Origin of the sequence: Massilia niastensis DSM 21313, from assembly GCF_000382345.1 — a bacterium.
Lineage (GTDB): Bacteria > Pseudomonadota > Gammaproteobacteria > Burkholderiales > Burkholderiaceae_D > Telluria > Telluria niastensis.
This window is the reverse complement of sequence record NZ_KB908084.1, coordinates 62,059-83,145: the sequence shown is the minus strand read 5'-3', so window position 1 is coordinate 83,145 and position 21,087 is coordinate 62,059. Positions and strand designations below refer to the sequence as shown.

Below are 21,087 nucleotides of genomic sequence, written 5' to 3'. Positions count from 1 at the left end.
AAGACCAACAGTAACAACGACTTGATGTAGTGCCAGACAAAAGATACAGCACTTCCCCCGATTCACCTAATCATTTCGGTCTATTTTTTTCCCGGCTGTCTTTTTCTCTTTCCCCATCTTCACGCACCAGGACGGTGCATTTCCCCGGTGTTTTTCGGGCACGATTCTTGATATACCAAGAGTGTCGACACTCAGGGACAAGAACATGCGGGATTTTTTCAACGAGATGACGGATGGCGCGGACGGCCTGGTACGCGACCACTACCGCGAATTCGACACCTGGCTCAAGCTGCAATCGCTGGAGCGCATCGAACGCAAGCGCGCCGAGGCGGACCTGACCTTCCGCCGCGTCGGCATCACCTTCGCAGTGGTTGGCGACGGCGCCGGCACCGAGCGCCTGATTCCCTTCGATACGATCCCGCGCATCATCCCGGCGCACGAATGGAGCGCGCTGCAGGCCGGCCTGGCCCAGCGCGTCAAGGCGCTCAACATGTTCGTGCACGACATCTACCACGACCAGAACATCATCAACGCCGGCATCATCCCGGCCCAGCAGATCTACCAGAACGCCCAGTACCGCCCCGAGATGCAGGGCATCAGCGTGGCTTCGGATATCTACGCCCACATCGCCGGCGTCGACATCGTCCGCGCCGGCGCGGGCGAGTTCTACGTCCTCGAGGACAACCTGCGCGTGCCGTCCGGCGTCTCCTACATGCTGGAAGACCGCAAGATGATGATGCGCCTGTTCCCGGAACTGTTCGCGCGCCACCGCATCGCGCCGGTCGAGCACTACCCCGACATGCTGCTCGAGAACCTGCGCTCGGTGGCGCCGGCCGGCGTCCTGGACCCGACCATCGTGGTCATGACGCCGGGGATGCATAACTCGGCCTACTTCGAGCACGCCTTCCTGGCCCAGCAGATGGGCGTCGAACTGGTCGAGGGCAAGGACTTGTTCGTCAACGCCAACGCGGTCTACATGCGCACCATCCGCGGGCCGCGCCGCGTCGACGTGATCTACCGGCGCCTGGACGACGACTTCCTCGATCCGCTGGCCTTCCGTTCCGATTCCACCCTGGGCGTGCCCGGCCTGCTGTCGGTGTACCGCGCCGGCCGCGTGACCCTGGCGAACGCGATCGGCACCGGCGTCGCCGACGACAAGTCGATCTATCCCTACGTGCCGGACATGATCCGCTTCTACCTGACAGAGGAGCCGCTGCTGAACAACGTGCCGACCTGGCAATGCCGCAAGCCGGAAGACCTGAAGTACACCCTGGCGCACCTCGACCAGCTGGTGGTCAAGGAAGTGCACGGCGCCGGCGGCTACGGCATGCTGATCGGCCCGGCCGCCAGCAGGCAGCAGATCGAGGACTTCCGCCGCCGCCTCATCGCCCGGCCGGACGGCTACATCGCCCAGCCGACCCTGGCCCTGTCGGCCTGCCCGACCCATGTCGAGAGCGGCATCGCGCCGCGCCACATCGACCTGCGTCCCTTCGTCCTGTCGGGCAAGACCATCTCGATGGTGCCCGGCGGGCTGACCCGGGTGGCGCTGCAGGAAGGCTCGCTGGTGGTGAACTCGTCGCAGGGCGGCGGCACCAAGGACACCTGGATACTGGAGGAATGATGCTCAGCCGGACCGCAGACCACTTGTACTGGATGGCGCGCTATACCGAGCGCGCCGAGAATACCGCGCGCATGCTCGATGTGGCGGTGCAGACCTCGATGCTGCCGCAGTCGGCCTTCGATACCGGGCAGGCCTGGCGCGCCATGCTCGGCATCTCGGAATTGCGCGCCGCCTTCGACGCCCGCCACGCCGTCCTCGATGCGAAGAACGTGCTGGCCTTCATGGCCACCGATCCGGGCAACCCGTCCTCGATCGTGTCCTGCCTGACGGCGGCGCGCGAGAACGCCCGCGCCGTGCGCGGGGTCCTGACCACCGAGGTATGGGAAACCCAGAACGCGACCTGGATCGAATTGCGCGAGCGCGCCGCCGTGGACGGCGACCCGAGCGCCTTCTTCGACTGGGTCAAGCACCGCTGCCACCTGTCGCGCGGCGTCACCGTCGGCACCATGCTGGACGACGAGGCCCTGGTCTTCATCCGCCTCGGCACCTTCCTCGAACGGGCCGACAACACCGCGCGCCTGCTCGACGTGAAGTACCACGGCGCCAAGAGCAGCGCCACCCACGACATGCTCACCCAGCGCGAATTCTATTACTGGTCCGCCCTGCTGCGCTCGGTGGCGGGCTTCGAGACCTACCGCAAGGTGTACCGCGATTCGGTCACGCCCTCGCGGGTGGCCGAATTGCTGATGCTGCGCGCCGACATGCCGCGCTCGCTGCTGGCCTGCATGGCCCAGGTCGTGGCCAACCTGAAGGCGGTGCGCAACGATGTCTCCAGCGAGACCGAGCGGCTGGCCGGCAAGATGCACGCGGAGCTGCAGTTCGCGCGCATCGAAGACATCCTCGCCGCCGGCATCGACGATACCCTGGGCGCCTTCATGGAAAACATCTACGCGCTCGGCAACGGCATCAGCCGCGATTTCCTCGTGCCCCTGGGAGCCTGACATGCACCTGTCCATCCGCCACGAAACCCTGTACCGCTACACCCAGGCCCAGGCCTATAGCATCGAGCAATTGCACCTGACACCGCGCGGCGAAGCGCAGCAGCATGTCCTGTCCTGGAAGATCTCGACGCCAGGTCATTGTTCCTCCTATACGGATGCGTATGGCAATTTCTCGCACATGCTGACGGTCAACGAAGCGCACGACGCGGTGCGCATCCTGGTCGAAGGCGTGGTGGCGACCACCGCGCTGCATGGAGGCCGCCTGCAGGGCGCCGACAGCCTGTCGCCGCTGATCTTCACGGTGCCGACCCACCTGACCCAGCCGACGCCGATGCTGGCCGACGTCGCCGGGCATTGCCTGCCGCCGCCCGGCGCCCGGATCGGCACCGCCGACCTGATGAAACTGGCTTCGCACATCCACGGTGCGGTCACGTATCGCAGTGGTGCGACCGATGTGTTCAGCACGGCGGGCGACGCCATGATCCTGGGAGCCGGCGTCTGCCAGGACCATGCCCACATCTTCCTGGCCTGCTGCCACGCGCGCGGCGTTCCGGCACGCTATGTCTCGGGCTATATCGATCCGGAATCGACCGGGCATGCGGCCAGCCATGCCTGGGTCGACGCCTGGGTCGAGGACGAGGATTTCTCGGGCTGGATCAGCATCGACGTCACCCACAACCGGCTGATGACCCAGTCTTATTGCCGACTAGCAATCGGACGCGACTATGAATCGGCGGCGCCGGTACGCGGCATGCGCCGCGGCGGCGGCGGCGAAACCATGAGCGTCGAAGCCCTGATCGTGCCCGTCCAGTAGCCATGTAGAATGGAACGGACCTGATCACCGAGTAAACATGCAATGACATATTGTGTAGGCATGCGCCTGGATGCGGGACTGGTATTCCTGGCAGATTCACGCACCAACGCCGGGGTCGACCAGGTCGGCACCTTCCGCAAGCTGAGCGTGTTCGAGCAGCCGGGCGAGCGCATGATGGTGCTGATGACCGCGGGTAACCTGTCGATCTCGCAGGCCGTCCGCCAGATCATCGCCAGCCACGCCGGCGTCGACGGCACGACCATCTGGACCGCGCCGAACCTGTACGAGGCGGCGCGCATCGTCGGCGAAGCCGTGCGCACGGTGCACAAGCAGGAAGGCGCCAGGCTCGCCGAGCACGGCGTCGACTTCAATATCAGCATGATCTTCGGCGGGCAGATCGCGGGCGAGCGCTGCCGCCTGTTCTACGTGTACTCGGCCGGCAATTTCATCGAGTCGCACGACGAAAACCCGTATTTCCAGATCGGCGAAGACAAGTACGGCAAGCCGATCATCGACCGCGTCATCTCGCCGCACACCTCGCTCGACGATGCCGCCAAGTGCGCGCTGATCTCGATGGACTCGACCTTGCGTTCGAATATTTCGGTCGGCCTGCCGCTCGACCTGCTGGTCTATGAGAAGGACAGCCTGGCCGTCACGCGCTTCGTCTCGATCGACGAACAGAACCAGTACTTCCAGCAATTGCGCAGCAGCTGGGGCCAGCAATTGAAAGCCGTCTTCGAAGGCATCGCCGCGCCGGTATGGAATGCCGCGCCGGAGCAGAAGGAGAATGTGCTGTCCTCGGCCGGCGCGAGCGGCCGGCCGGTGCGGGTTGCGCTGCCGCCGGGATTGGCGGCGACCGCGCCAGCGGCGCCGCTGCAGTCGCTGGCCGAGGGGCAGGCACCCGGCTCCCAGCCTTAGTGCCAGCGGCGCTCGTGCGTTGACGGCGCCTCGCAAGCCTTCACTCGCCCTGACCGGCCCAGTCGCCGGTGCGCAGAGGCCGCTCGTACAGATCAGCGCGATGCATGAACAAGGGGCATCCAACAGCTGGAGCTCGTCAATTGGACAAGAGCGGCATCCGATCGTTCCAGATCGCAGGCGCCGGGTTCGGTGTGGACGCCGCTGCAGGTGTCGGGCGGCCAGAGGCAGGGAAAACTGGGGAGTGTCGGAGAATCGTCGCCAATGAAGCGTCCCGGCCGGCCGAACTGGCGGCAGCCCTGGTCACGCTGGCGTCGGACGAGGCGCGCCATACCGCCGGCCACGTCCATGGTGTGGCAGTGGCAGCGGCGCCTCCTGAACGGAGAAGGGCCCGGGTTCGGCGAACCCGGAGCGCCGGTCAGCGGCTATGCAGCCAGCGCAGGCGCGCAAACAGGGTGGACAGGGAACGGGTACGGATCAGTTTGCCCAGCGTCCCGCCATAGTTGCAACGCGAAGTGATCGTCATTTTTATGGTCTCCGAAGTTTCTTATCACAATAGACACGCTTGTTGTTCAGTTCTGTGCGCTACCTCGCATAGCGCAACATCTGATCCATTACTAACGCGCGCCCCTTACTTCGATTGAGCCATATCATTGTTACAGCAATGTTGCAGGCTGCCTTATCAAGGTGGTTTGTTGCGTTGCGGTGGCAAATCAACCGAACAGGAGGATGCCATGAGCTACGCAGATCGTGACAAATATGGGATGTACAAAGACTCCCGACATGCAGGTCCCGGCCCCGCACTGATGGGCGCCAACACGCTGATCGGCGATGGCGTCGTTAATGCCGCAGAGGAAGATCTCGGCGACATCAAGGAAATCATGCTCGACATGCAGACCGGCCAGGTGGCCTATGCCGTGCTGTCTTTCGGCGGCTTCCTCGGCATGGGTGAAAAGCTGTTCGCCGTGCCCTGGCAGGCCTTGCACCTCGATACCGTCAACCACCGCTTCGTGCTGGATGTCGACAAGGAGCGCCTGCAAACCGCTCCCGGCTTCGATGCGGACGCATGGCCGAACATGAGCGACATGGGCTGGGCAAGCGGTGTCCACAGCTTCTACGGCACCGACCCTGATCGTCCGGGCGCTCCGAGCATGGGGCCGGTTGCCCCGATGGGCGGCCTGGTCGGCGGCGGGAGCGGCACGAGCACAGGCTCGAGGATGGGCTCGGGCATGGGTTCAGGCATGGGCGCCGGCTCGGCCGGCAGCAGCGACCTGGGCGGCAGCTCGGGCGTGGGCGGCGCCGGCAGCAACCTGGGATCGGGCGCAGGCGGGGGCAGCAGCGCCCTCGGCGGCAGCGCGGGTTCGGGCACCGCAGCGGGCTCGGGAAGCTCGTCGCTGGGCTCGGGCGCCGGCGGTTCGTCGACCGAATACGGGAAGGCCGGCAGCCTCGATCCACGTCCGGACAACCTGGGCGATGACAAGAACCTGAGTCATATCAGGGGCAGCAACATCGGCTAAGCAGCCGTCACAAGCAAACGGGTGGTGCGGGCGCTTGCCCGGCCACCCGTTTTCCTGTCTAGCGCAGCATCGACTCCCACACCTTCTGCAGGCGCTTGGCCGACACCGGCATCGGCGTGCGCAGCTCCTGCGCGAACAGCGACACCCGCAACTCTTCCAGCATCCAGCGGAACTCGATCATGCGCGGATCATTGTTCTTGCCCGCCAGGTTCTTCAGCGTGCGCTGGAACTGGCTGGCCGCGTTCTGCCATTCGGCCATCAGCTGCGCATCGCGCGACGGATTGCCGCGCAGCTTCTCCAGGCGCACGTTGATCGCCTTCAGGTAGCGCGGGAAGTGCGACAGCTGGCTGTACTCGTTGTCCGCGATGAAGCGCTTGTGCACCAGTCCCTGCAACTGCGACTGGATGTCCGCCGCCACCGGCTGCGGCAGGCTTTGCAGGCGCTTCGGCATGCCGTGGTACTCGGCCAGGACCTGCCCCGCCAGGCGCGCAACCTCATTGATCAGGAGGCCGATGCGGCCCTTGCCCTCATCCTTGCGCTTGTTGAACGAGGCGGCATCGACAGGGAGCGGATCCTGCAGGCAGGCGATGTCGATCGCCTTGGCGATGATCTGGTCGCGCAGGTCTTCCTGCGAACCGATGTTCATGAACTGCATGCCCATCCCCTGCAGGCCAGGGATGTTCTTTTCCGCGAACTTCAGCTGGTCCTTGAACTGCAGCGCGAACAGGCGGCGCAGGCCGATGCGGTGGATGCGCGCCGCCACGTTCGGGTCGTCGAACACTTCCAGGTCGCAGTGCGTGCCCTTGTCGACCAGGGCCGGGAAACCGATCAGGGTCAGCTTGCCTTGCGTGATCTCCAGCAGCTCGGGCAGCTCGCCGAAGGTCCAGCCAGTCAAGCCCGTATGCGCGCTCGGCGCTGCCGGTGCGGCGGTCGCGGCCGGCGCGGCGGCAGGCTGCGCGCCGCCCTTGCCCCTGGCGGCAGGCGCCGCTGCGGCCGGCGCCTGCGCGGGCTGCAGCTTGCCGGGCGCCGCCGCCGGCTTCACCTCGGCCATCTTCTGGAAGCTCTGGCGCGCCTGCCCGCCCAGTTCGGCCTGCAGGGTCGCCAGGTTGCGTCCCATGTCGAGCTGGCGCCCGTGCTCGTCGATCACCTTGAAATTCATGGACAGGTGGGCCGGCAGGGTCTCCAGCTTGAAGTCGCCGGTCAGCACGGCGATGCCGGTCTGGGCGCGGATGTCCGCGATCAGCATGTCGACCAGGTCGCCACGGCCGAAATTCAGCTTCGCCTCGACGCGCTCGACGAAGCGCGCCGCATACTCCGGCAGCGGCACGCAATGGCGGCGCAGCTTCTGCGGCAGGGATTTCAGCAGCAGGTGCACCTTCTCCTTCAGCATGCCCGGCACCAGCCAGCCCGCGCGCTCCTGCGGAATCTGGTTCAGCGCGAACAGCGGCACCGCCAGCGTCACGCCATCGCGCACGCTGCCCGGCTCGAAGTGGTACGACAGGCCCATCTCGATGCCGGTGACGGTCATCGTCTTCGGGAACAGCTCGGTGGTGACGCCGGCCGCCTCGTGGCGCATCAGCTCTTCGCGGTTCAGGTAGAGCAGCTTCGGGTTGTCGCGCGACGCATCCTTGTACCACTTCTCGAAACCGGCGCCATTCACCACGCTGGTCGGGATTTCCTTGTCGTAGAAGGCGGCGATCAGCTGCTCGTCCACCAGCACGTCGAGACGGCGCGACTTGTGCTCGAGGTTCTCGATCTCCTTCACCAGCTTGTGGTTGTGGGCGAAGAACGGGGCGCGGGTCTCGTAGTCGCCCGCCACCAGGGCGTCGCGGATGAAGATCTCGCGCGCCTCGACCGGGTTGTGCTGGCTGTAGTTGATGCGGCGGTTGCTGTACACGACGATGCCGTACAGGGTCGCGCGCTCGAGCGCCGTCACCTGCGCCTGTTTCTTTTCCCAGCGCGGCTCGCCCCAGGATTTCTTCAGCAGGTGGCCGCCGATCTTCTCGATCCACTCGGGCTGGATCTGCGCGATGGTGCGCGCGTACAGGCGCGTGGTCTCGACCAGTTCGGCCGCCATCACCCAGCGTCCCGCCTTCTTGCCCAGGGTCGAACCCGGCCAGATGTGGAACTTGATGCCGCGCGCACCCAGGTAGACGCCGCCCTGCTCGTCCTCGGCCTTGAAGCCGATGTTCCCGAGCAGGCCGGTGAGCAGCGCCAGGTGCAGCTGGTCGTAGGTGGCCGCGGTCTCGTTCAGGCGCCAGCCCTGCTCGCGCACGATGGTGAGCAGCTGCGAATGCACGTCGCGCCACTCGCGCAGGCGCAGCTGCGACAGGAAGTTGGCGCGGCAGTTCTCCTGCAGCAGCCGGTTCGACTTCTTGTGCTCGATCGCGTCCTCGAACCAGTTCCAGATCTTCAGGTAGCTGAGGAACTCGGACTTCTCGTCGGCGAACTTCTTGTGCTTCTCGTCGGCCTGCTGCTGGTACTCGATCGGGCGGTCGCGCGGGTCCTGGGTCGACAGCGCCGAGGCCACGATCAGCATCTCGCTCAGGCAGTCGTTGTCCAGCGCGGCCAGGATCATGCGGCCCACGCGCGGGTCGAGCGGCAGCTTGGCCAGCTTGCGGCCCAGCGGGGTCAGCTCGTTGGTGTCGTCCACCGCGCCGATTTCCTGCAGCAGCTGGTAGCCGTCGGCGATCGCGCGGCCCTGCGGCGCCTCGATGAACGGGAAGCTCTCCACGTCCGTCAGGCGCAGCGACTTCATGCGCAGGATGACCGAGGCCAGCGACGAGCGCAGGATTTCCGGATCGCTGAATTTCGGGCGCTTGAGGAAGTCGTCTTCCTCGTACAGGCGGATGCAGACGCCGTCGGCCACGCGGCCGCAGCGGCCGGCGCGCTGGTTGGCGGCCGACTGCGCGACCGGTTCGATCTGGAGCTGCTCGACCTTGTTGCGGAAGCTGTAGCGCTTCACGCGCGCCAGGCCGGTATCGACCACGTAGCGGATGCCCGGCACGGTCAGCGAGGTCTCGGCCACGTTGGTGGCCAGCACGATGCGGCGCGCGTTCGTGGTGCGGAACACGCGGTCCTGCTCCTCGACCGACAGGCGCGCGAACAGCGGCAGGATCTCGACATGCGGCGGATGGTGCTTGCGCAGCGCCTCGGCGCAGTCGCGGATCTCGCGTTCGCCCGGCAGGAACACCAGCACGTCGCCCGAGCCGATGCGGCACAGTTCATCGACACCGTCGACCACCGCGTCCATCAGGTCGCGCTTGTCGCGCGCGGCCTGCGCCTTGGGCATCGGCTCGCCCGGCCTGGACGCGCCGGCGCCCGTGACCGGATCGCGGTCCACCGGGCGGTAGCGCACTTCGACCTTGTACAGGCGGCCCGAGACCTCGATCACCGGCGCCGGCTTTTCCGGCGTGCCGAAGTGGCGCGCGAAGCGGTCGGCGTCGATGGTCGCCGAGGTGATGATGATCTTCAGGTCGGGACGGCGCGGCAGCAGCTGCTTCAGGTAGCCGAGCAGGAAGTCGATGTTCAGGCTGCGCTCGTGCGCTTCGTCGATGATGATCGTGTCGTAGGCCCTGAGCAGCGGGTCGGTCTGGGTCTCGGCCAGCAGGATGCCGTCGGTCATCAGCTTGACCGAGGCGCCGCGCTGCAGGGTGTCGTTGAAGCGCACCTTGAAGCCCACGTGCTCGCCCAGCGGCGAACCCAGTTCCTGCGCGATGCGCTTGGCGGTCGACGAGGCCGCGATACGGCGCGGCTGGGTGTGGCCGATCAGGCCCTTGCTGCCGCGGCCCAGCTCCAGGCAGATCTTCGGCAGCTGGGTGGTCTTGCCCGAGCCGGTCTCGCCGGACACGATGACCACCTGGTTCTCGCTGACCGCCTTCGCGATCTCCGCGCGGCGGCCCGAGACCGGCAGGTCTTCGGGGAAGACGATCGGCGGCAGCGGATTGCGCTCCCGCGGCGCGCGCTCTTCGTCGCGCGCATGTTCCTGCCTGCGCGGGCGCTCGCGCTGCCGGTCGCCGGCGGCGCGTGGTCCGCCGCTGCGGCGCTCGCCTTTCGCCTGCGGTTCGCCCTCGCGGGCCTGCGTCATCGGCGCACGCGGCTCACCCTCCGTGCGGCGCCGAGGCTCGCCAGTGGATGCGGAAGTTGGGGAAGCAGCGACGCGCGCCGCCGGTGGCGCAGGCTTGTTACTCTGTTCAGACATTGATTTTTACAAGGTATTTGGTGCGCACAACGCGCAGCGAATTATAATGCGGCAAATGGAAAACCCTACCCAATTCGTCCAGTGGTTGCGCTCCGTCGCGCCGTACATTCATACCTTCGGCGGCAGGACTTTCGTCGTCGCCTTCCCCGGTGAACTCGTCGCCGCCGGCGCCCTGCCGACGCTGGCGCAAGACCTGTCGCTGCTGCTCGGCCTCGGCATCCGCGTGGTGCTGGTGCACGGTTCGCGTCCCCAGGTGGCGGAACAGCTGGCGCTGCGCAATGTCGAAGGCCGTTTCCATAACGGTATCCGGATCACCGATCCCGCCGCGCTCGAATGCGCGAAGGAAGCCGCCGGCGAATTGCGTCTCGACATCGAAGCAGCCTTCAGCCAGGGGCTCCCGAACACGCCGATGTCGCACGCGCAGATCAGTATCGTGTCGGGCAACTTCGTCGTCGCGCGTCCGCTGGGCGTGATCGACGGCATCGATTTCGAACTCACCGGCGTGACGCGCAAGATTGCCGCCGAAAAGATCCACCCCATCCTCCAGACCGAAGACAGCCTGGTGCTGCTGTCGCCGCTGGGTTTCTCGCCGACCGGCGAGATCTTCAACCTGACCATGGAAGACGTGGCCGCCTCGGCCGCCATCGCCCTGCGCGCCGACAAGCTGATCTACATCACCGAAACCCCGATCATGAAGGACGTCGCCGGCGTCGAGCTGCGCGAGCTGTCCTCGCACCAGGCCGAAGCCGTGCTGCAGGCCGACTTCCTGCCGGCCGACGCGGCCTTCTACCTCCAGCATGCGATCAAGGCCTGCCACAGCGGCGTGGACCGTGCGCACATCGTACCGTTCGAACTGGACGGTTCGACCCTGCTCGAACTGTTCACCCACGACGGCGTGGGCACCATGATCAGCCACGAGAACCTGGAAAGCCTGCGTCAGGCCTCAATTGAGGACGTCGGCGGAATTATCAAGCTCATCGAGCCGCTGGAAGCCGACGGCACCCTGGTCTACCGCGGCCGCGAGCTGATCGAGCGCGAGATCGACCAGTTCTCGGTGATCGAGCACGACGGCGTGATCTTCGGCTGCGCGGCGCTGTATCCCTTCCCCGAATCGAAGATGGGCGAGATGGCCTGCCTGACGGTGAGCATGGATTCGCAGGCCCAGGGCGACGGCGAGCGGATCCTGAAACACATGGAAAACCGGGCGCGGGCGGCCGGCCTGAACAAATTGTTCGTGCTGACCACGCGCACGGCGCACTGGTTCAAGAAACGCGGTTTCGTGCCCGCCACCGTGGACGACCTGCCGAAGGACCGCCAGCACATGTATAACTGGCAGCGCCGGTCACAGGTTTTGATCAAGACTCTATAATATTGTTTTACACCGATACGGATAACAGGAGTACACGATGGCCCGCACCGTCCACTGCATCAAACTGAACAAGGAAGCCGAAGGGCTGGATTTCCCGCCGGTCCCTGGCGAAATGGGCAAAAAGCTCTACCTGTCGGTCTCGAAAGAGGCATGGCAGGCCTGGCTGAAGCACCAGACCATGCTGATCAACGAAAACCGCCTGAACCTGGCGGATGACCGCGCGCGCAAGTATCTGGCGACGCAGATGGAAAAGCATTTCTTTGGCGAGGGCGCGGATCAGGCGATGGGTTACGTGCCGCCGGCGGCCTGACGCCAATGCAGGGTGGACTGAATTCCCCGTCCACCCTGCATCAACCGATCACATCTTCCTGCACTGCCTGAGCTCGCAGCGCGCCAGGAACACCTTCCCGTTATCGCACTGCATGCGATACACCTCGACCGGCCCCGGCTCGGTCATCAGCCCCGCACCCTTCCCTCCGGTACAGGCCTGCTCCGCCGCGAGTTTTTCGACGGTCGCCGACGACACGCCCACCTGGAACGGCACGCGCTCGATCTGCGCGCCCGGCTGCACGGCCACCGGCTGCACGGCCGCCACCGGCGCCGGCTCCATCCTGCCATTCAACATGGAACAGCCGCCCAGCAGGACGGCCGCCAGCACCAGCGCGCGCTTCATCGGCACCCTCCCGCTTAGAACGACAGGGTCTTGACGCCTTCCGCCGTGCCCAGCAGGCAGACATCGGCGCCCGGGCTGGCGAACAGGCCGACGGCGATCACGCCGACGATCTGGTTGATCTCGGCTTCCAGCGCCACCGGGTCCGTGATCGACAGGCCGGCCACGTCGATGATCTCGCCGCCGTTGTCGGTGATCAGGGCTTCATCGCTGTCCTTCCTGGTGCGCAGGCGCGGCTGGCCGCCGAGGGCCGCCAGCTTGCGCATCACGGAGGCGCGCGCCATCGGGATGACTTCGACCGGCAGCGGGAACTTGCCCAGCGTGTCCACCAGCTTCGAGCCGTCGGCGATGCAGACGAACTTCTTCGACACCGACGCCACGATCTTCTCGCGCGTGTGCGCCGCGCCGCCGCCCTTGATCATTGCGCCGGTAGCGGTGATCTCGTCCGCGCCGTCGATGTAGACCGCCATCGATTCCACTTCGTTCAGGTCGAACACCGGAATGCCGTGGCCGCGCAGGCGCGCCGCGGTCGCTTCCGACGAGGCCACGGTGCCCTTGATGCGGTCCTTGATCCTGGCCAGTTCGTCGATGAAGAAGTTGGCGGTCGAGCCGGTGCCGACGCCGATGATTTCGCCGTCGACCACGTAATCGATGGCGGCGCGCGCCACTGCCTGCTTGAGTTCGTCTTGAGTCATGATGCTGTTGGTAGAAGAAAAAGAATCCGCCATTTTAGCGGATCGCCCCGCGCCACTCCCAGAATTCGTCGCTCGCACCACAGGATTCGGGTCAGGTCTGTCATTCGGACACCGATCGAGCACCTTTGCTCTATCTCAAAATGCTGGTTTGTTTATCCCAAACTCGTCAATTCTCGGCTCACATTTGCCATCGAAACCCGCGCATCACGCCCCGGATGGGCAATAGCGGCGTGCGGGAACTCCCCATCCGGCCATGAACGATAATGTTTAGACACCATTTCGTTTCTTGTTTGCAACAGTACTGTTGAAATTTTTACTTCGGTTTGACCAAGCCAGCCCATTGCGAATTATTCTTGACGATTGATTCTAGAATAATTGATCTATAAATCCATCGACATCGCTTTCTGACTTGGACTCCATGAAAATCAACGACCTCAATATCGGCATCCGGCTGGGCGGAGCATTCGCTGCAGTCATTTTCCTTATGGCACTCATGCTCGCGAGTATGCTATGGCAACTCGATCGCATCGGCGCGGCGAAGACGGTCATGGCACAAGCCAGCCACAAGGCCTCCCTCGCCAAGGACTGGCTCGAAGGGATTTCTGCCAACAGCGTGCGCATCGTCGCAAAGCTCAGGAGCACCGTCGCCGGCGACGACCAGTACTACGACGACCGGATCCAGGCCGCGCGCGCCAAGGTGACCAAGGTGCAGCAGGAACTGGCAGCGCTGGTCGACAGAGAACACGACAAGGCCCTGCTGGACCAGGTGATCGCGCAGGACCGGACCTGGTACAGCCTGGGCGACGAGGGCTTCCGGCGCAAGGCCGAACTCGGTGGCGACAGTCCCGAGGTGCAGAAATTTTTCAAGGAAAAAGTCGCCCCCCAGATGCGCGCCTACATGGCGTCGGTCGAGGAGCTGGTCGCTTACCAGGGCAAGCTATCCGAGCAGGCGCAGGCCGACATCGACGCGCTGCAGGTGTCCGGGCGCCGTGTCCTGGTCGGCGTCGGCGCCTTCGCGCTGGCCAGCGCGGCGCTGTTCGGCTGGCTACTCACGCGCAGCATCACCGGGCCGCTCGCACGTGCCGTAGACCTGGCGCGGCAGGTCGCATCCGGCGACCTGACGGCTGACATCCGGATCGATTCACGCGACGAGGTCGGCAAGCTGATGGAGGCACTCAAGACCATGAACGCCAGCCTGCTCAAGACCGTCACCGCGGTGCGCGCCGGCACCGATACCATCGTCACCGCCTCGCAGCAGATCACCGCCGGCAACCTCGACCTGTCGGCGCGCACCGAGCAGCAGGCCGGCTCGCTGGAGGAGACTGCGTCCTCGATGGAAGAGCTGACCGGCACCGTCCGCCAGAATGCCGACAATGCGCGCCAGGCCGATACCCTGGCCAGGAACGCCTCCCTGATCGCCGCCCGCGGCGGCGAGGTGGTGGCCCAGGTCGTGACCACCATGGCCTCGATCAACGAATCCTCGAAGAAGATCGCCGACATCATCGGCGTCATCGATGGCATCGCCTTCCAGACCAACATCCTGGCGCTGAACGCGGCGGTCGAGGCGGCGCGCGCCGGCGAGCAGGGACGCGGCTTCGCGGTCGTCGCCTCCGAGGTGCGCAGCCTGGCGCAGCGCTCGGCCGGGGCGGCCAAGGAGATCCGCACCCTGATCGGCGATTCGGTGGACAAGGTCGACGCCGGCGGGCGCCTGGTCGACCAGGCTGGCGCAACCATGCAGGAGATCGTGCAGGGGATCGCGCACGTGACCGACATCATGTCCGAGATCGCCGCCGCCAGCGCCGAGCAGACGCTCGGCATCGAGCAGGTCAATGCCGCCATTACCCGGATGGATGGCGTGACCCAGCAGAACGCGGCCTTGGTCGAAGAGGCCGCCGCGGCGGCGGCTTCGTTGCAGGAGCAGGCCACGACCCTGGCCGGGCTGGTGAGCGTATTCGATGTCGGCGACAGCGCGGCCGGCGCGCGCGCCCCGCTTGCGCGGCCGGGGTCGCGCCGGTTGCCGGCCGGCCGCGCATTGGCCATGCGCGCCAGCGCGGCGCACAGCGAGGTCGAGGAAATCGCCTCCGCCTGAAGTCAGGCCAGGCAGGCCAGCCAGCGCGCCGGCCCAGGGTTCAGGTTGGCCTTGTCGGCTGGATCGCGCAGGAACGGCGCCAGCACCTGCTGGAACAGCGCCAGGCTGTGGCGGTGGCCTGGCTGCCGTCTTCTGCTGGAAAGGCATATGGCGCCGGACGTGAATACGGACGCGGCTGTAGTCGATGGCGTCGCGGAACAGCAGCGGACCATGCCGGAAAGAGGAAAACGTCTCAGCATGCTCAAAACCGTTCTGAGATTTCGCAAGGGTTGTCCGTCCATGTCCGAATGACAGATCTGACCCTGAATGCGGCAAATTCAAGCGACCGGCTTCGGCGTGAACCACCCCGCCAGCCAGCGCGCCGGTCCATGGTGCAGGTTGTCCAGGCTCGCCGGATCGGCAAGGAACTGCGCCAGCACCTTCTCGTACAGGGCCAGGCTGTTGCGATAGCGCTGCTGCCGCATCGCCTGCGGCTTGCCCAGGTACTTCAACATGAAATAATCGGCCAGCAGGTCGCCCTGGGCCTCCATGTTGTAGTCCGCCAGGGTCGCATCCTCGCGCAGGGCATAGCCGTAGGACAGCCCGATACGGAAAGCGCCGCGCAGGCGCACCGGATAGCCCAGCTGGTGCTGCCACACATGCACCATCTCGTGCATGAACCAGTGGATCGCGGGCGGGTCGCCGCGCGTGTAGTCGGGGAGAAAACAGGAATAGTGGAAGTACATGCTGCCGTTCGGCGTCATCGCGCAGTTCCTCGGCTGGAACGGCAGATAACGCCGGTTGTACACGCGTACCCGGCGGTAGTCGATGGCGTCGCCGAACAGCTGCGACGCCATCGCGATTTCGCCCGCGCTCAGCGGGCGCGCCAGCGACGGCACGGCCAGGCTTACTGGCGCAGCGTGGCGGCCGCTTTCGCCAGTTCGGTGATCCTGCCCCAGTCGCCCGCGGCGATCACGTCCTTCGGCGTCAGCCAGGAACCGCCCACGCAGGCCACGTTCTTACAGGCCAGGAACTTCGGCGCGGTCTCGATCGAGATGCCGCCGGTCGGGCAGAAGGTCACGTCCGGCAGCGGGCCGGCGATCGCATTCAGCATGCCCACGCCGCCCGCCGGCACCGCCGGGAACAGCTTGAGCTGGCGGAAGCCGGCTTCGCGCGCCAGCAGCACTTCGGACGGGGTCATCACGCCCGGCAGCAGCGGCAGGCCGCTCTTCCTGCTGGCTTCGATCAGGGCCGGGGTCAGGCCCGGCGACACGCCGAACACCGCGCCCGCATCGCGCGAGGCGGCGAATTCTTCCGGCTGGGTCAGGGTGCCGACGCCGACGATCGCGCCTTCGACCTGGCTCATGGCGCGGATCGCGCCCAGGCCATGCTCGGTGCGCAGGGTCACTTCGAGCACGCGGATGCCGCCCGCTACCAGGGCTTTCGCCAGCGGCACGGCATGCTCGGGATCGTCGATGGCGATAACCGGGATCACGCTCGCCGAGCGCATGATGTCAAGAAGGGTCATTTCTGGGTCCTGAAAAGAAAGTCTTCATCGGAGCCGGGCATGATCTCGCCGCTGTCGGCGCCCTCATGCAACGGCACGGTGGTCGGGATCGGCGACGGCAGCGGGAAGGTGGCCGCACCCTCCTCGGCCGCGCTGATCGCCTGTCGGAATACCGCAAACAGTTCGCGTCCCATGCCGATGTGGCTCTTCGACAGGTCGGCGGTGGCCATGCTGCGCGCATGCCAGACATCGTCCGGCACCAGCGCTTCCAGGGTGCCGGTGGTGGCGTCGACGCGGATCATGTCGCCGTTGCGCACCAGGCCGAGCGGGCCGCCGGCCAGGATTTCAGGCGACACGTGGATCGCCGCCGGCACCTTGCCGGAGGCGCCCGACATGCGGCCGTCGGTCACCATCGCCACATGGTAGCCGGCGTCCTGCAGGTTCGACAGCGCCGGCGTCAGGGCGTGCAGTTCCGGCATGCCGTTCGCGCGCGGACCCTGGAAACGGATCACGGCCACGAAGTTGCGGTTCAGCTGGCCGGCCTTGTAGGCGTGCATGAAGTCTTCCTGCGAGTCGAAGGTGATGGCCGGGGCCTCGACCACGTGGTAATCCTTCTTGACCGCCGAGACCTTCATGACCGCGCGGCCCAGGTTGCCCTTCACCAGCACCATGCCGCCATTGGCGCTGAACGGATTCGACACCGGGCGCAGCACCGATTCGTCGGCGCTTTGCGCCGGCACGTCCTTCCACACCACCTTGCCGTCTTCGCCCAGGAAAGGCTCCTTGCAGTGGTTGCGCAGGCCGTGGCCGAGGATGGTGTTGACGTCGTCGTGGGCCAGGCCGGCGTCGAGCAGTTCGCGGATCACGAAGCCCGGACCGCCGGCGGCCTGGAAGTGGTTGACGTCGGCTTCGCCGTTCGGGTAGATGCGGGTCAGGAGCGGCACCACCTTGGACAGCTCGTCGAAATCGTTCCAGTCGATCACGATGCCGGCCGCGCGCGCGATCGCCACGATGTGCAGGGTGTGGTTGGTCGAGCCGCCGGTCGCGTGCAGCGCGACGATGGCGTTGACGATGCTCTTCTCGTCGACCACGTGGCCGACCGGCATGTAGTTGCCACCCTGCTGGGAAATCGCGACCGCGCGCCGTGCGGCTTCGGCCGTCAGCGCATCGCGCAGCGGCGTGCCTGGCGTGATGAAGGCGGAACCCGGCAGGTGCAGGCCCATCATCTCCATCAGCATCTGGTTGCTGTTGGCGGTGCCGTAGAAGGTGCAGGTGCCCTCGCTGTGGTAGGACTGCGCCTCGTTTTCGAGCAGCTCATCGCGGGTGGCCTTGCCCTGCGCGTACAGCTGGCGCACGCGCGCCTTTTCCTTGTTCGAAATGCCGGAAGTCATCGGGCCGCCCGGCACGAACACGCCCGGGATGTGGCCGAAGTGTAGTGCGCCGATCAGCAGGCCCGGCACGATCTTGTCGCAGATGCCGAGATAGGTCGCGGCGTCGAACATGTTGTGCGACATCGCCACCGCAGTGCTCATCGCGATCGTATCGCGCGAGAACAGCGACAGCTCCATGCCCGGCTGGCCCTGGGTCACGCCGTCGCACATGGCCGGCACGCCTCCGGCGAACTGGGCCACGGCATCGACTTCGCGCGCGGCTTCCTTGATGATTTTCGGATAATACTCGAACGGATGGTGCGCGGACAGCATGTCGTTATAGGACGATACGATCGCCACCGAGGGCTTCTTGTATTCGCGCAGCTTGAGCTTGTCGCTGGGCGGGAAGGCCGCAAAGCCGTGCGCCAGGTTGGTGCACGCCAGCGCGCCGCGCTGGACCCCGTGGGAGCGCGCTGCTTCGAGATGCGCGAGGTAAGCCGAACGCGACGGCCGGCTGCGCTGGATGATGCGGTTGGTGACCTGTTCAACTACGGGGTGGAGCGCCATGTTCGTTCCTTCCTAAATTTGGTATCTGAAATTTTACTACAGATTTATACGGAGCGGACGCAAGCTGCTTTTCTCTCTCCCGGCAGGCGTTCCGGACAGAACGGGGATTGCCCGTGCTGAAATGGCAGAGCATATGCACGGTCATTTTTTGTAGTGAATTTACGCGGAGTTCCTTGTATTATTCAATAATCTGCTATTGACAACATTGTGCCACGCACCCCCAACCCATGCGCCAGCCACCTTTGACCACTACCGCCAGCTTCCAAGCCCTCGCCACCCATGCCGCCGATGCCAGGGACTGGCTGATGCGCGACCTGTTCGCAGCCGATCCGCAGCGCTTCGAGCGCCTGTCGGTCGAGGCCGCGGGGTTGTTCCTAGACTATTCAAAAAATCGCGTCGACGGGCGCACGCTTGAACTGCTGGCAAGCCTGGCGCGCGAGCGCGGCGTGGAGGCGCGCCGCGACGCGATGTTCGCCGGCGAACGCATCAACAACACCGAGAACCGCGCGGTGCTGCATACCGCCCTGCGCGCCCCGCGCGGCAGCAAGCTGGTCGTGGATGGCCAGGATATCGACGCCGACGTGCACGCCGTGCTCGACCGCGTCAAGTCCTTCACCGACGCGGTGCGCAGCGGCGAATGGCTGGGCCATACCGGCAAGCCGATCACGGACGTGGTCAACATCGGCATCGGCGGCTCCGACCTGGGTCCGAAGATGGTCTGCCTGGCGCTGCGCCACTACACCCATCCGCGCCTGCGCATGCACTTCGTGTCGAACGTCGACGGCCACGACATGGACGCCGCCCTCGCCCAGGTGAATCCGGAAACCACGCTGTTCATCGTCGCCTCGAAGACCTTCACCACGGCCGAGACCATGATGAACGCGCAGACCGCGCGCAGCTGGTTCCTGGGCCAGGCGCCGGAACCGGCGCTGGCCAGGCACTTCGTCGCCGTCTCCACCAACACCGAGGCCATCAAGACCTTCGGCATCGATCCGGCCAACATGTTCCCGTTCTGGGACTGGGTCGGCGGCCGCTATTCCGTATGGTCGGCGATCGGCCTGCCGGTCGCGCTGGCGGTCGGCTTCGGCTACTTCAGCGATTTCCTGGCCGGCGCCCATGAGCTCGACGAGCACTTCCGCACCGCCCCGCTCGAACAGAACCTGCCGGCGATCCTGGCCCTGGTCGGCTTCTGGAACCGCCAGTTCCTGGGCGCGCCCTCGGTCACGATCGCGCCCTACCACCAGGACCTGAACCGCTTCCCGGCCTACCTCCAGCAGCTCGACATGGAGAGCAACGGCAAGCGCGTCACCCGCGACGGCGCGCCGGTCGACACCCCGACCTGCCCGGCGATCTGGGGCGAGTGCGGCACCAACGGCCAGCACGCCTACTTCCAGCTGCTGCACCAGGGTACCGACGTCACGCCGATCGACTTCATCGCCGCCCTGCGTCCGGCCCATGAATTCGGCAACCACCACACCGCCCTGCTGGCGAACTGCTTCGCCCAGTCGGAGGCCTTCATGAAGGGCAAGACCGCCGACGAGGTGCGCGCGGACCTGCAACAGCAGGGACTGGATGCGTCCGAAGTCGAGCGCCTGACCCCGCACAAGACCTTCCCGGGCAATCGCCCGAGCAACACCATTCTGATGGAGCGCCTGACCCCCTCCACCCTGGGCGCCCTCATTGCACTGTACGAACACAAGACTTTCGTGCAGGGCGTGCTCTGGGATGTCAACAGTTTCGACCAGTGGGGCGTTGAACTGGGCAAGGTCCTGGCGAAAAAGATCGAGGCCGAGCTCGGCGGCGAGGCCCAGCCCGCGCAGCACGACAGCTCCACCAACGGCCTGATCGCCCGCGCCAGGGCGGCTGTCTGACTCACAAACACAACAAGCAACACGCACTCTATGGCAACGCAAAAATTTGAAGTCCTGCACGATACGCCGATGCTGGTCGGCGAATCCCCGACCTGGCACGAGGTCGAGTCTGCGCTGTACTGGGTCGACATCAATGGCCACACCGTGAACCGGGTGCACCCGGCCAGCGGCAAGTTCACGTCCTGGAAGATGGGATCGGAACCCTCGGCCCTGGCGGTGGACGGCGACAACAACCTGGTGGTCGCCACCCGCACCGGCCTGGTGTGCCTGAACACGACGAGCGGCGCGGAACACCTGATCGCCGAAGCGCCCTACGATACCGGCAAGGTGCGCTTCAACGACGGCCGCGTCGATCCGGCGGGCCGCTTCTGGATCGGCACCATGTACGAGCCGCGCGACCAGCCCGCGGCCGAGATGTACGTGCTCGAGCGCGGCAAGCTGCGCCGCGCCTGGGCCGGCGGCATGACCAACTCGAACGGCCTGGCCTGGAGCCTGGACGGCCGCACGATGTTCCATGCCGATACCACCAGCCACCGTATCGACTGCTACGACTTCGATCCCGCCACCGGCGCCCACAGCAACGGACGCACCCTGACGACCTTCCCGGCCGATAAAACGGCGCCCGGCTACGGCGGCCGTCCGGACGGCGCGACGATCGACGAGGAAGGCGCGTACTGGGTCGCGATGTTCGAAGGCGGGCGCGTGCTGCGCATCGCGCCGAACGGCGAAATCCTGCGCGAGATCGCCCTGCCGGTGCGCTGTCCCACTTCCGTCGCCTTCGGCGGGACCGACCTGCGCACGCTGTACATCACCAGCGCCAGCCATGGCCGCTCGCCCGAGGAGCTGGCGAAGTATCCGCTGAGCGGCAAGGTGCTGTGCACGCGCGTGGGCGTGGCGGGACGCGAGGAGCCCGAGTACCGCGGCTAGTAGGGTGGGCGGCTTTGCCGCCCACGCGTGCAAC

17 protein-coding genes are annotated in these 21,087 nt (G+C 65.8%); 10 read left to right on the top strand and 7 right to left on the bottom strand.

Going from position 1 to position 21,087, the window contains the following annotated elements; translation table 11 throughout:
* The first annotated feature begins 205 nt into the window (after window positions 1-205).
* The 5 genes from H162_RS0107295 to H162_RS32565 all read left to right on the top strand — a co-directional run bounded on the left by H162_RS0107295 (window position 206) and on the right by H162_RS32565 (window position 5,808).
* Window positions 206-1,621: a circularly permuted type 2 ATP-grasp protein gene (locus H162_RS0107295; RefSeq protein ID WP_020652801.1), complete on the top strand. Its 1,416-nt coding sequence runs from the start codon at window positions 206-208 to the stop codon at window positions 1,619-1,621.
* Complete coding sequence (locus H162_RS0107290) at window positions 1,621-2,562, top strand: alpha-E domain-containing protein (protein ID WP_026354354.1); 942 nt, start codon at window positions 1,621-1,623, stop codon at window positions 2,560-2,562. Before H162_RS0107295 ends, H162_RS0107290 begins: the two co-directional genes overlap by 1 nt.
* 1 nt (window position 2,563) lies before the next feature.
* Window positions 2,564-3,376: a transglutaminase family protein gene (locus tag H162_RS0107285; RefSeq protein ID WP_020652799.1), complete on the top strand. Its 813-nt coding sequence runs from the start codon at window positions 2,564-2,566 to the stop codon at window positions 3,374-3,376.
* A 42-nt stretch (window positions 3,377-3,418) separates the two neighbouring features.
* Window positions 3,419-4,294: a proteasome-type protease gene (locus H162_RS0107280; RefSeq protein WP_040786730.1), complete on the top strand. Its 876-nt coding sequence runs from the start codon at window positions 3,419-3,421 to the stop codon at window positions 4,292-4,294.
* A 731-nt stretch (window positions 4,295-5,025) separates the two neighbouring features.
* On the top strand, window positions 5,026-5,808 hold the full coding sequence (locus tag H162_RS32565) for a PRC-barrel domain-containing protein (protein ID WP_026354353.1): 783 nt from the start codon (window positions 5,026-5,028) through the stop codon (window positions 5,806-5,808).
* 58 nt (window positions 5,809-5,866) lie between these two features.
* Here H162_RS32565 and hrpA read toward each other — a convergent pair whose 3' ends face one another.
* Entirely contained in the window at window positions 5,867-9,895 is a 4,029-nt protein-coding gene (hrpA, locus tag H162_RS0107265; RefSeq protein WP_020652795.1) for an ATP-dependent RNA helicase HrpA, read from the bottom strand.
* Window positions 9,896-10,064: 169 nt separating this feature from the next.
* On the opposite strand from hrpA, the gene argA reads away from it, so the two are divergent.
* Complete coding sequence (argA, locus tag H162_RS0107260; RefSeq protein ID WP_026354351.1) at window positions 10,065-11,378, top strand: amino-acid N-acetyltransferase; 1,314 nt, start codon at window positions 10,065-10,067, stop codon at window positions 11,376-11,378.
* A 37-nt stretch (window positions 11,379-11,415) separates the two neighbouring features.
* Window positions 11,416-11,688 carry an oxidative damage protection protein gene (locus tag H162_RS0107255; RefSeq protein WP_020652793.1) on the top strand — a complete coding sequence of 91 codons (273 nt, stop codon included), beginning with the start codon at window positions 11,416-11,418 and terminating at the stop codon, window positions 11,686-11,688.
* 48 nt (window positions 11,689-11,736) lie between these two features.
* Here H162_RS0107255 and H162_RS0107250 read toward each other — a convergent pair whose 3' ends face one another.
* Entirely contained in the window at window positions 11,737-12,051 is a 315-nt protein-coding gene (locus H162_RS0107250; protein WP_020652792.1) for a YdgH/BhsA/McbA family protein, read from the bottom strand.
* Window positions 12,052-12,065: 14 nt separating this feature from the next.
* Window positions 12,066-12,743 carry a ribose-5-phosphate isomerase RpiA gene (rpiA, locus tag H162_RS0107245; protein ID WP_026354350.1) on the bottom strand — a complete coding sequence of 226 codons (678 nt, stop codon included), beginning with the start codon at window positions 12,741-12,743 and terminating at the stop codon, window positions 12,066-12,068.
* Window positions 12,744-13,161: 418 nt separating this feature from the next.
* Between rpiA and H162_RS35640 the strand changes: the two genes are divergently transcribed.
* The gene (locus tag H162_RS35640) at window positions 13,162-14,832 is read left to right on the top strand and encodes a methyl-accepting chemotaxis protein (protein WP_020652790.1); all 1,671 of its coding nucleotides are present in this window, start codon (window positions 13,162-13,164) and stop codon (window positions 14,830-14,832) included.
* 2 nt (window positions 14,833-14,834) lie between these two features.
* Here H162_RS35640 and H162_RS33935 read toward each other — a convergent pair whose 3' ends face one another.
* Genes H162_RS33935 through edd form a run of 4 tightly spaced genes read right to left on the bottom strand, consistent with a single transcriptional unit; the run spans window position 14,835 to window position 18,255 of the window.
* The gene (locus tag H162_RS33935) at window positions 14,835-15,113 is read right to left on the bottom strand and encodes a hypothetical protein (protein ID WP_156885503.1); all 279 of its coding nucleotides are present in this window, start codon (window positions 15,111-15,113) and stop codon (window positions 14,835-14,837) included.
* A gap of 36 nt (window positions 15,114-15,149) precedes the next feature.
* Window positions 15,150-15,710, bottom strand: a complete 561-nt coding sequence (locus H162_RS30315; protein ID WP_020652788.1) for a hypothetical protein — start codon at window positions 15,708-15,710, stop codon at window positions 15,150-15,152.
* Between the two features lie 8 nt (window positions 15,711-15,718).
* Window positions 15,719-16,339: a bifunctional 4-hydroxy-2-oxoglutarate aldolase/2-dehydro-3-deoxy-phosphogluconate aldolase gene (gene eda, locus H162_RS0107225; RefSeq protein ID WP_020652787.1), complete on the bottom strand. Its 621-nt coding sequence runs from the start codon at window positions 16,337-16,339 to the stop codon at window positions 15,719-15,721.
* Window positions 16,336-18,255: a phosphogluconate dehydratase gene (gene edd / locus H162_RS0107220; RefSeq protein ID WP_020652786.1), complete on the bottom strand. Its 1,920-nt coding sequence runs from the start codon at window positions 18,253-18,255 to the stop codon at window positions 16,336-16,338. Before edd ends, eda begins: the two co-directional genes overlap by 4 nt.
* A gap of 227 nt (window positions 18,256-18,482) precedes the next feature.
* Here edd and pgi point away from each other — a divergent pair, with 227 nt between their 5' ends.
* Both pgi and H162_RS0107210 read left to right on the top strand, forming a co-directional pair.
* Complete coding sequence (pgi, locus tag H162_RS0107215) at window positions 18,483-20,126, top strand: glucose-6-phosphate isomerase (protein WP_026354349.1); 1,644 nt, start codon at window positions 18,483-18,485, stop codon at window positions 20,124-20,126.
* 30 nt (window positions 20,127-20,156) lie between these two features.
* Window positions 20,157-21,053 (top strand): SMP-30/gluconolactonase/LRE family protein, encoded by an 897-nt coding sequence (locus tag H162_RS0107210; protein WP_026354348.1) that lies wholly within the window; start codon window positions 20,157-20,159, stop codon window positions 21,051-21,053.
* The last annotated feature ends 34 nt before the right edge of the window (window positions 21,054-21,087 follow it).

What these genes read in the sequence shown, in the direction of transcription:
- H162_RS0107295 (WP_020652801.1), top strand. Translation starts at nt 206, where the DNA reads ATGCGGGATTTTTTCAACGAGATGACGGATGGCGCGGACGGCCTGGTA.
- H162_RS0107290 (WP_026354354.1), top strand. Translation starts at nt 1,621, where the DNA reads ATGCTCAGCCGGACCGCAGACCACTTGTACTGGATGGCGCGCTATACC.
- H162_RS0107285 (WP_020652799.1), top strand. Translation starts at nt 2,564, where the DNA reads ATGCACCTGTCCATCCGCCACGAAACCCTGTACCGCTACACCCAGGCC.
- H162_RS0107280 (WP_040786730.1), top strand. Translation starts at nt 3,419, where the DNA reads ATGACATATTGTGTAGGCATGCGCCTGGATGCGGGACTGGTATTCCTG.
- H162_RS32565 (WP_026354353.1), top strand. Translation starts at nt 5,026, where the DNA reads ATGAGCTACGCAGATCGTGACAAATATGGGATGTACAAAGACTCCCGA.
- hrpA (WP_020652795.1), bottom strand. Translation starts at nt 9,895, where the DNA reads ATGACGCAGGCCCGCGAGGGCGAACCGCAGGCGAAAGGCGAGCGCCGC.
- argA (WP_026354351.1), top strand. Translation starts at nt 10,065, where the DNA reads ATGGAAAACCCTACCCAATTCGTCCAGTGGTTGCGCTCCGTCGCGCCG.
- H162_RS0107255 (WP_020652793.1), top strand. Translation starts at nt 11,416, where the DNA reads ATGGCCCGCACCGTCCACTGCATCAAACTGAACAAGGAAGCCGAAGGG.
- H162_RS0107250 (WP_020652792.1), bottom strand. Translation starts at nt 12,051, where the DNA reads ATGAAGCGCGCGCTGGTGCTGGCGGCCGTCCTGCTGGGCGGCTGTTCC.
- rpiA (WP_026354350.1), bottom strand. Translation starts at nt 12,743, where the DNA reads ATGACTCAAGACGAACTCAAGCAGGCAGTGGCGCGCGCCGCCATCGAT.
- H162_RS35640 (WP_020652790.1), top strand. Translation starts at nt 13,162, where the DNA reads ATGAAAATCAACGACCTCAATATCGGCATCCGGCTGGGCGGAGCATTC.
- H162_RS33935 (WP_156885503.1), bottom strand. Translation starts at nt 15,113, where the DNA reads ATGGACGGACAACCCTTGCGAAATCTCAGAACGGTTTTGAGCATGCTG.
- eda (WP_020652787.1), bottom strand. Translation starts at nt 16,339, where the DNA reads ATGACCCTTCTTGACATCATGCGCTCGGCGAGCGTGATCCCGGTTATC.
- edd (WP_020652786.1), bottom strand. Translation starts at nt 18,255, where the DNA reads ATGGCGCTCCACCCCGTAGTTGAACAGGTCACCAACCGCATCATCCAG.
- pgi (WP_026354349.1), top strand. Translation starts at nt 18,483, where the DNA reads ATGCGCCAGCCACCTTTGACCACTACCGCCAGCTTCCAAGCCCTCGCC.
- H162_RS0107210 (WP_026354348.1), top strand. Translation starts at nt 20,157, where the DNA reads ATGGCAACGCAAAAATTTGAAGTCCTGCACGATACGCCGATGCTGGTC.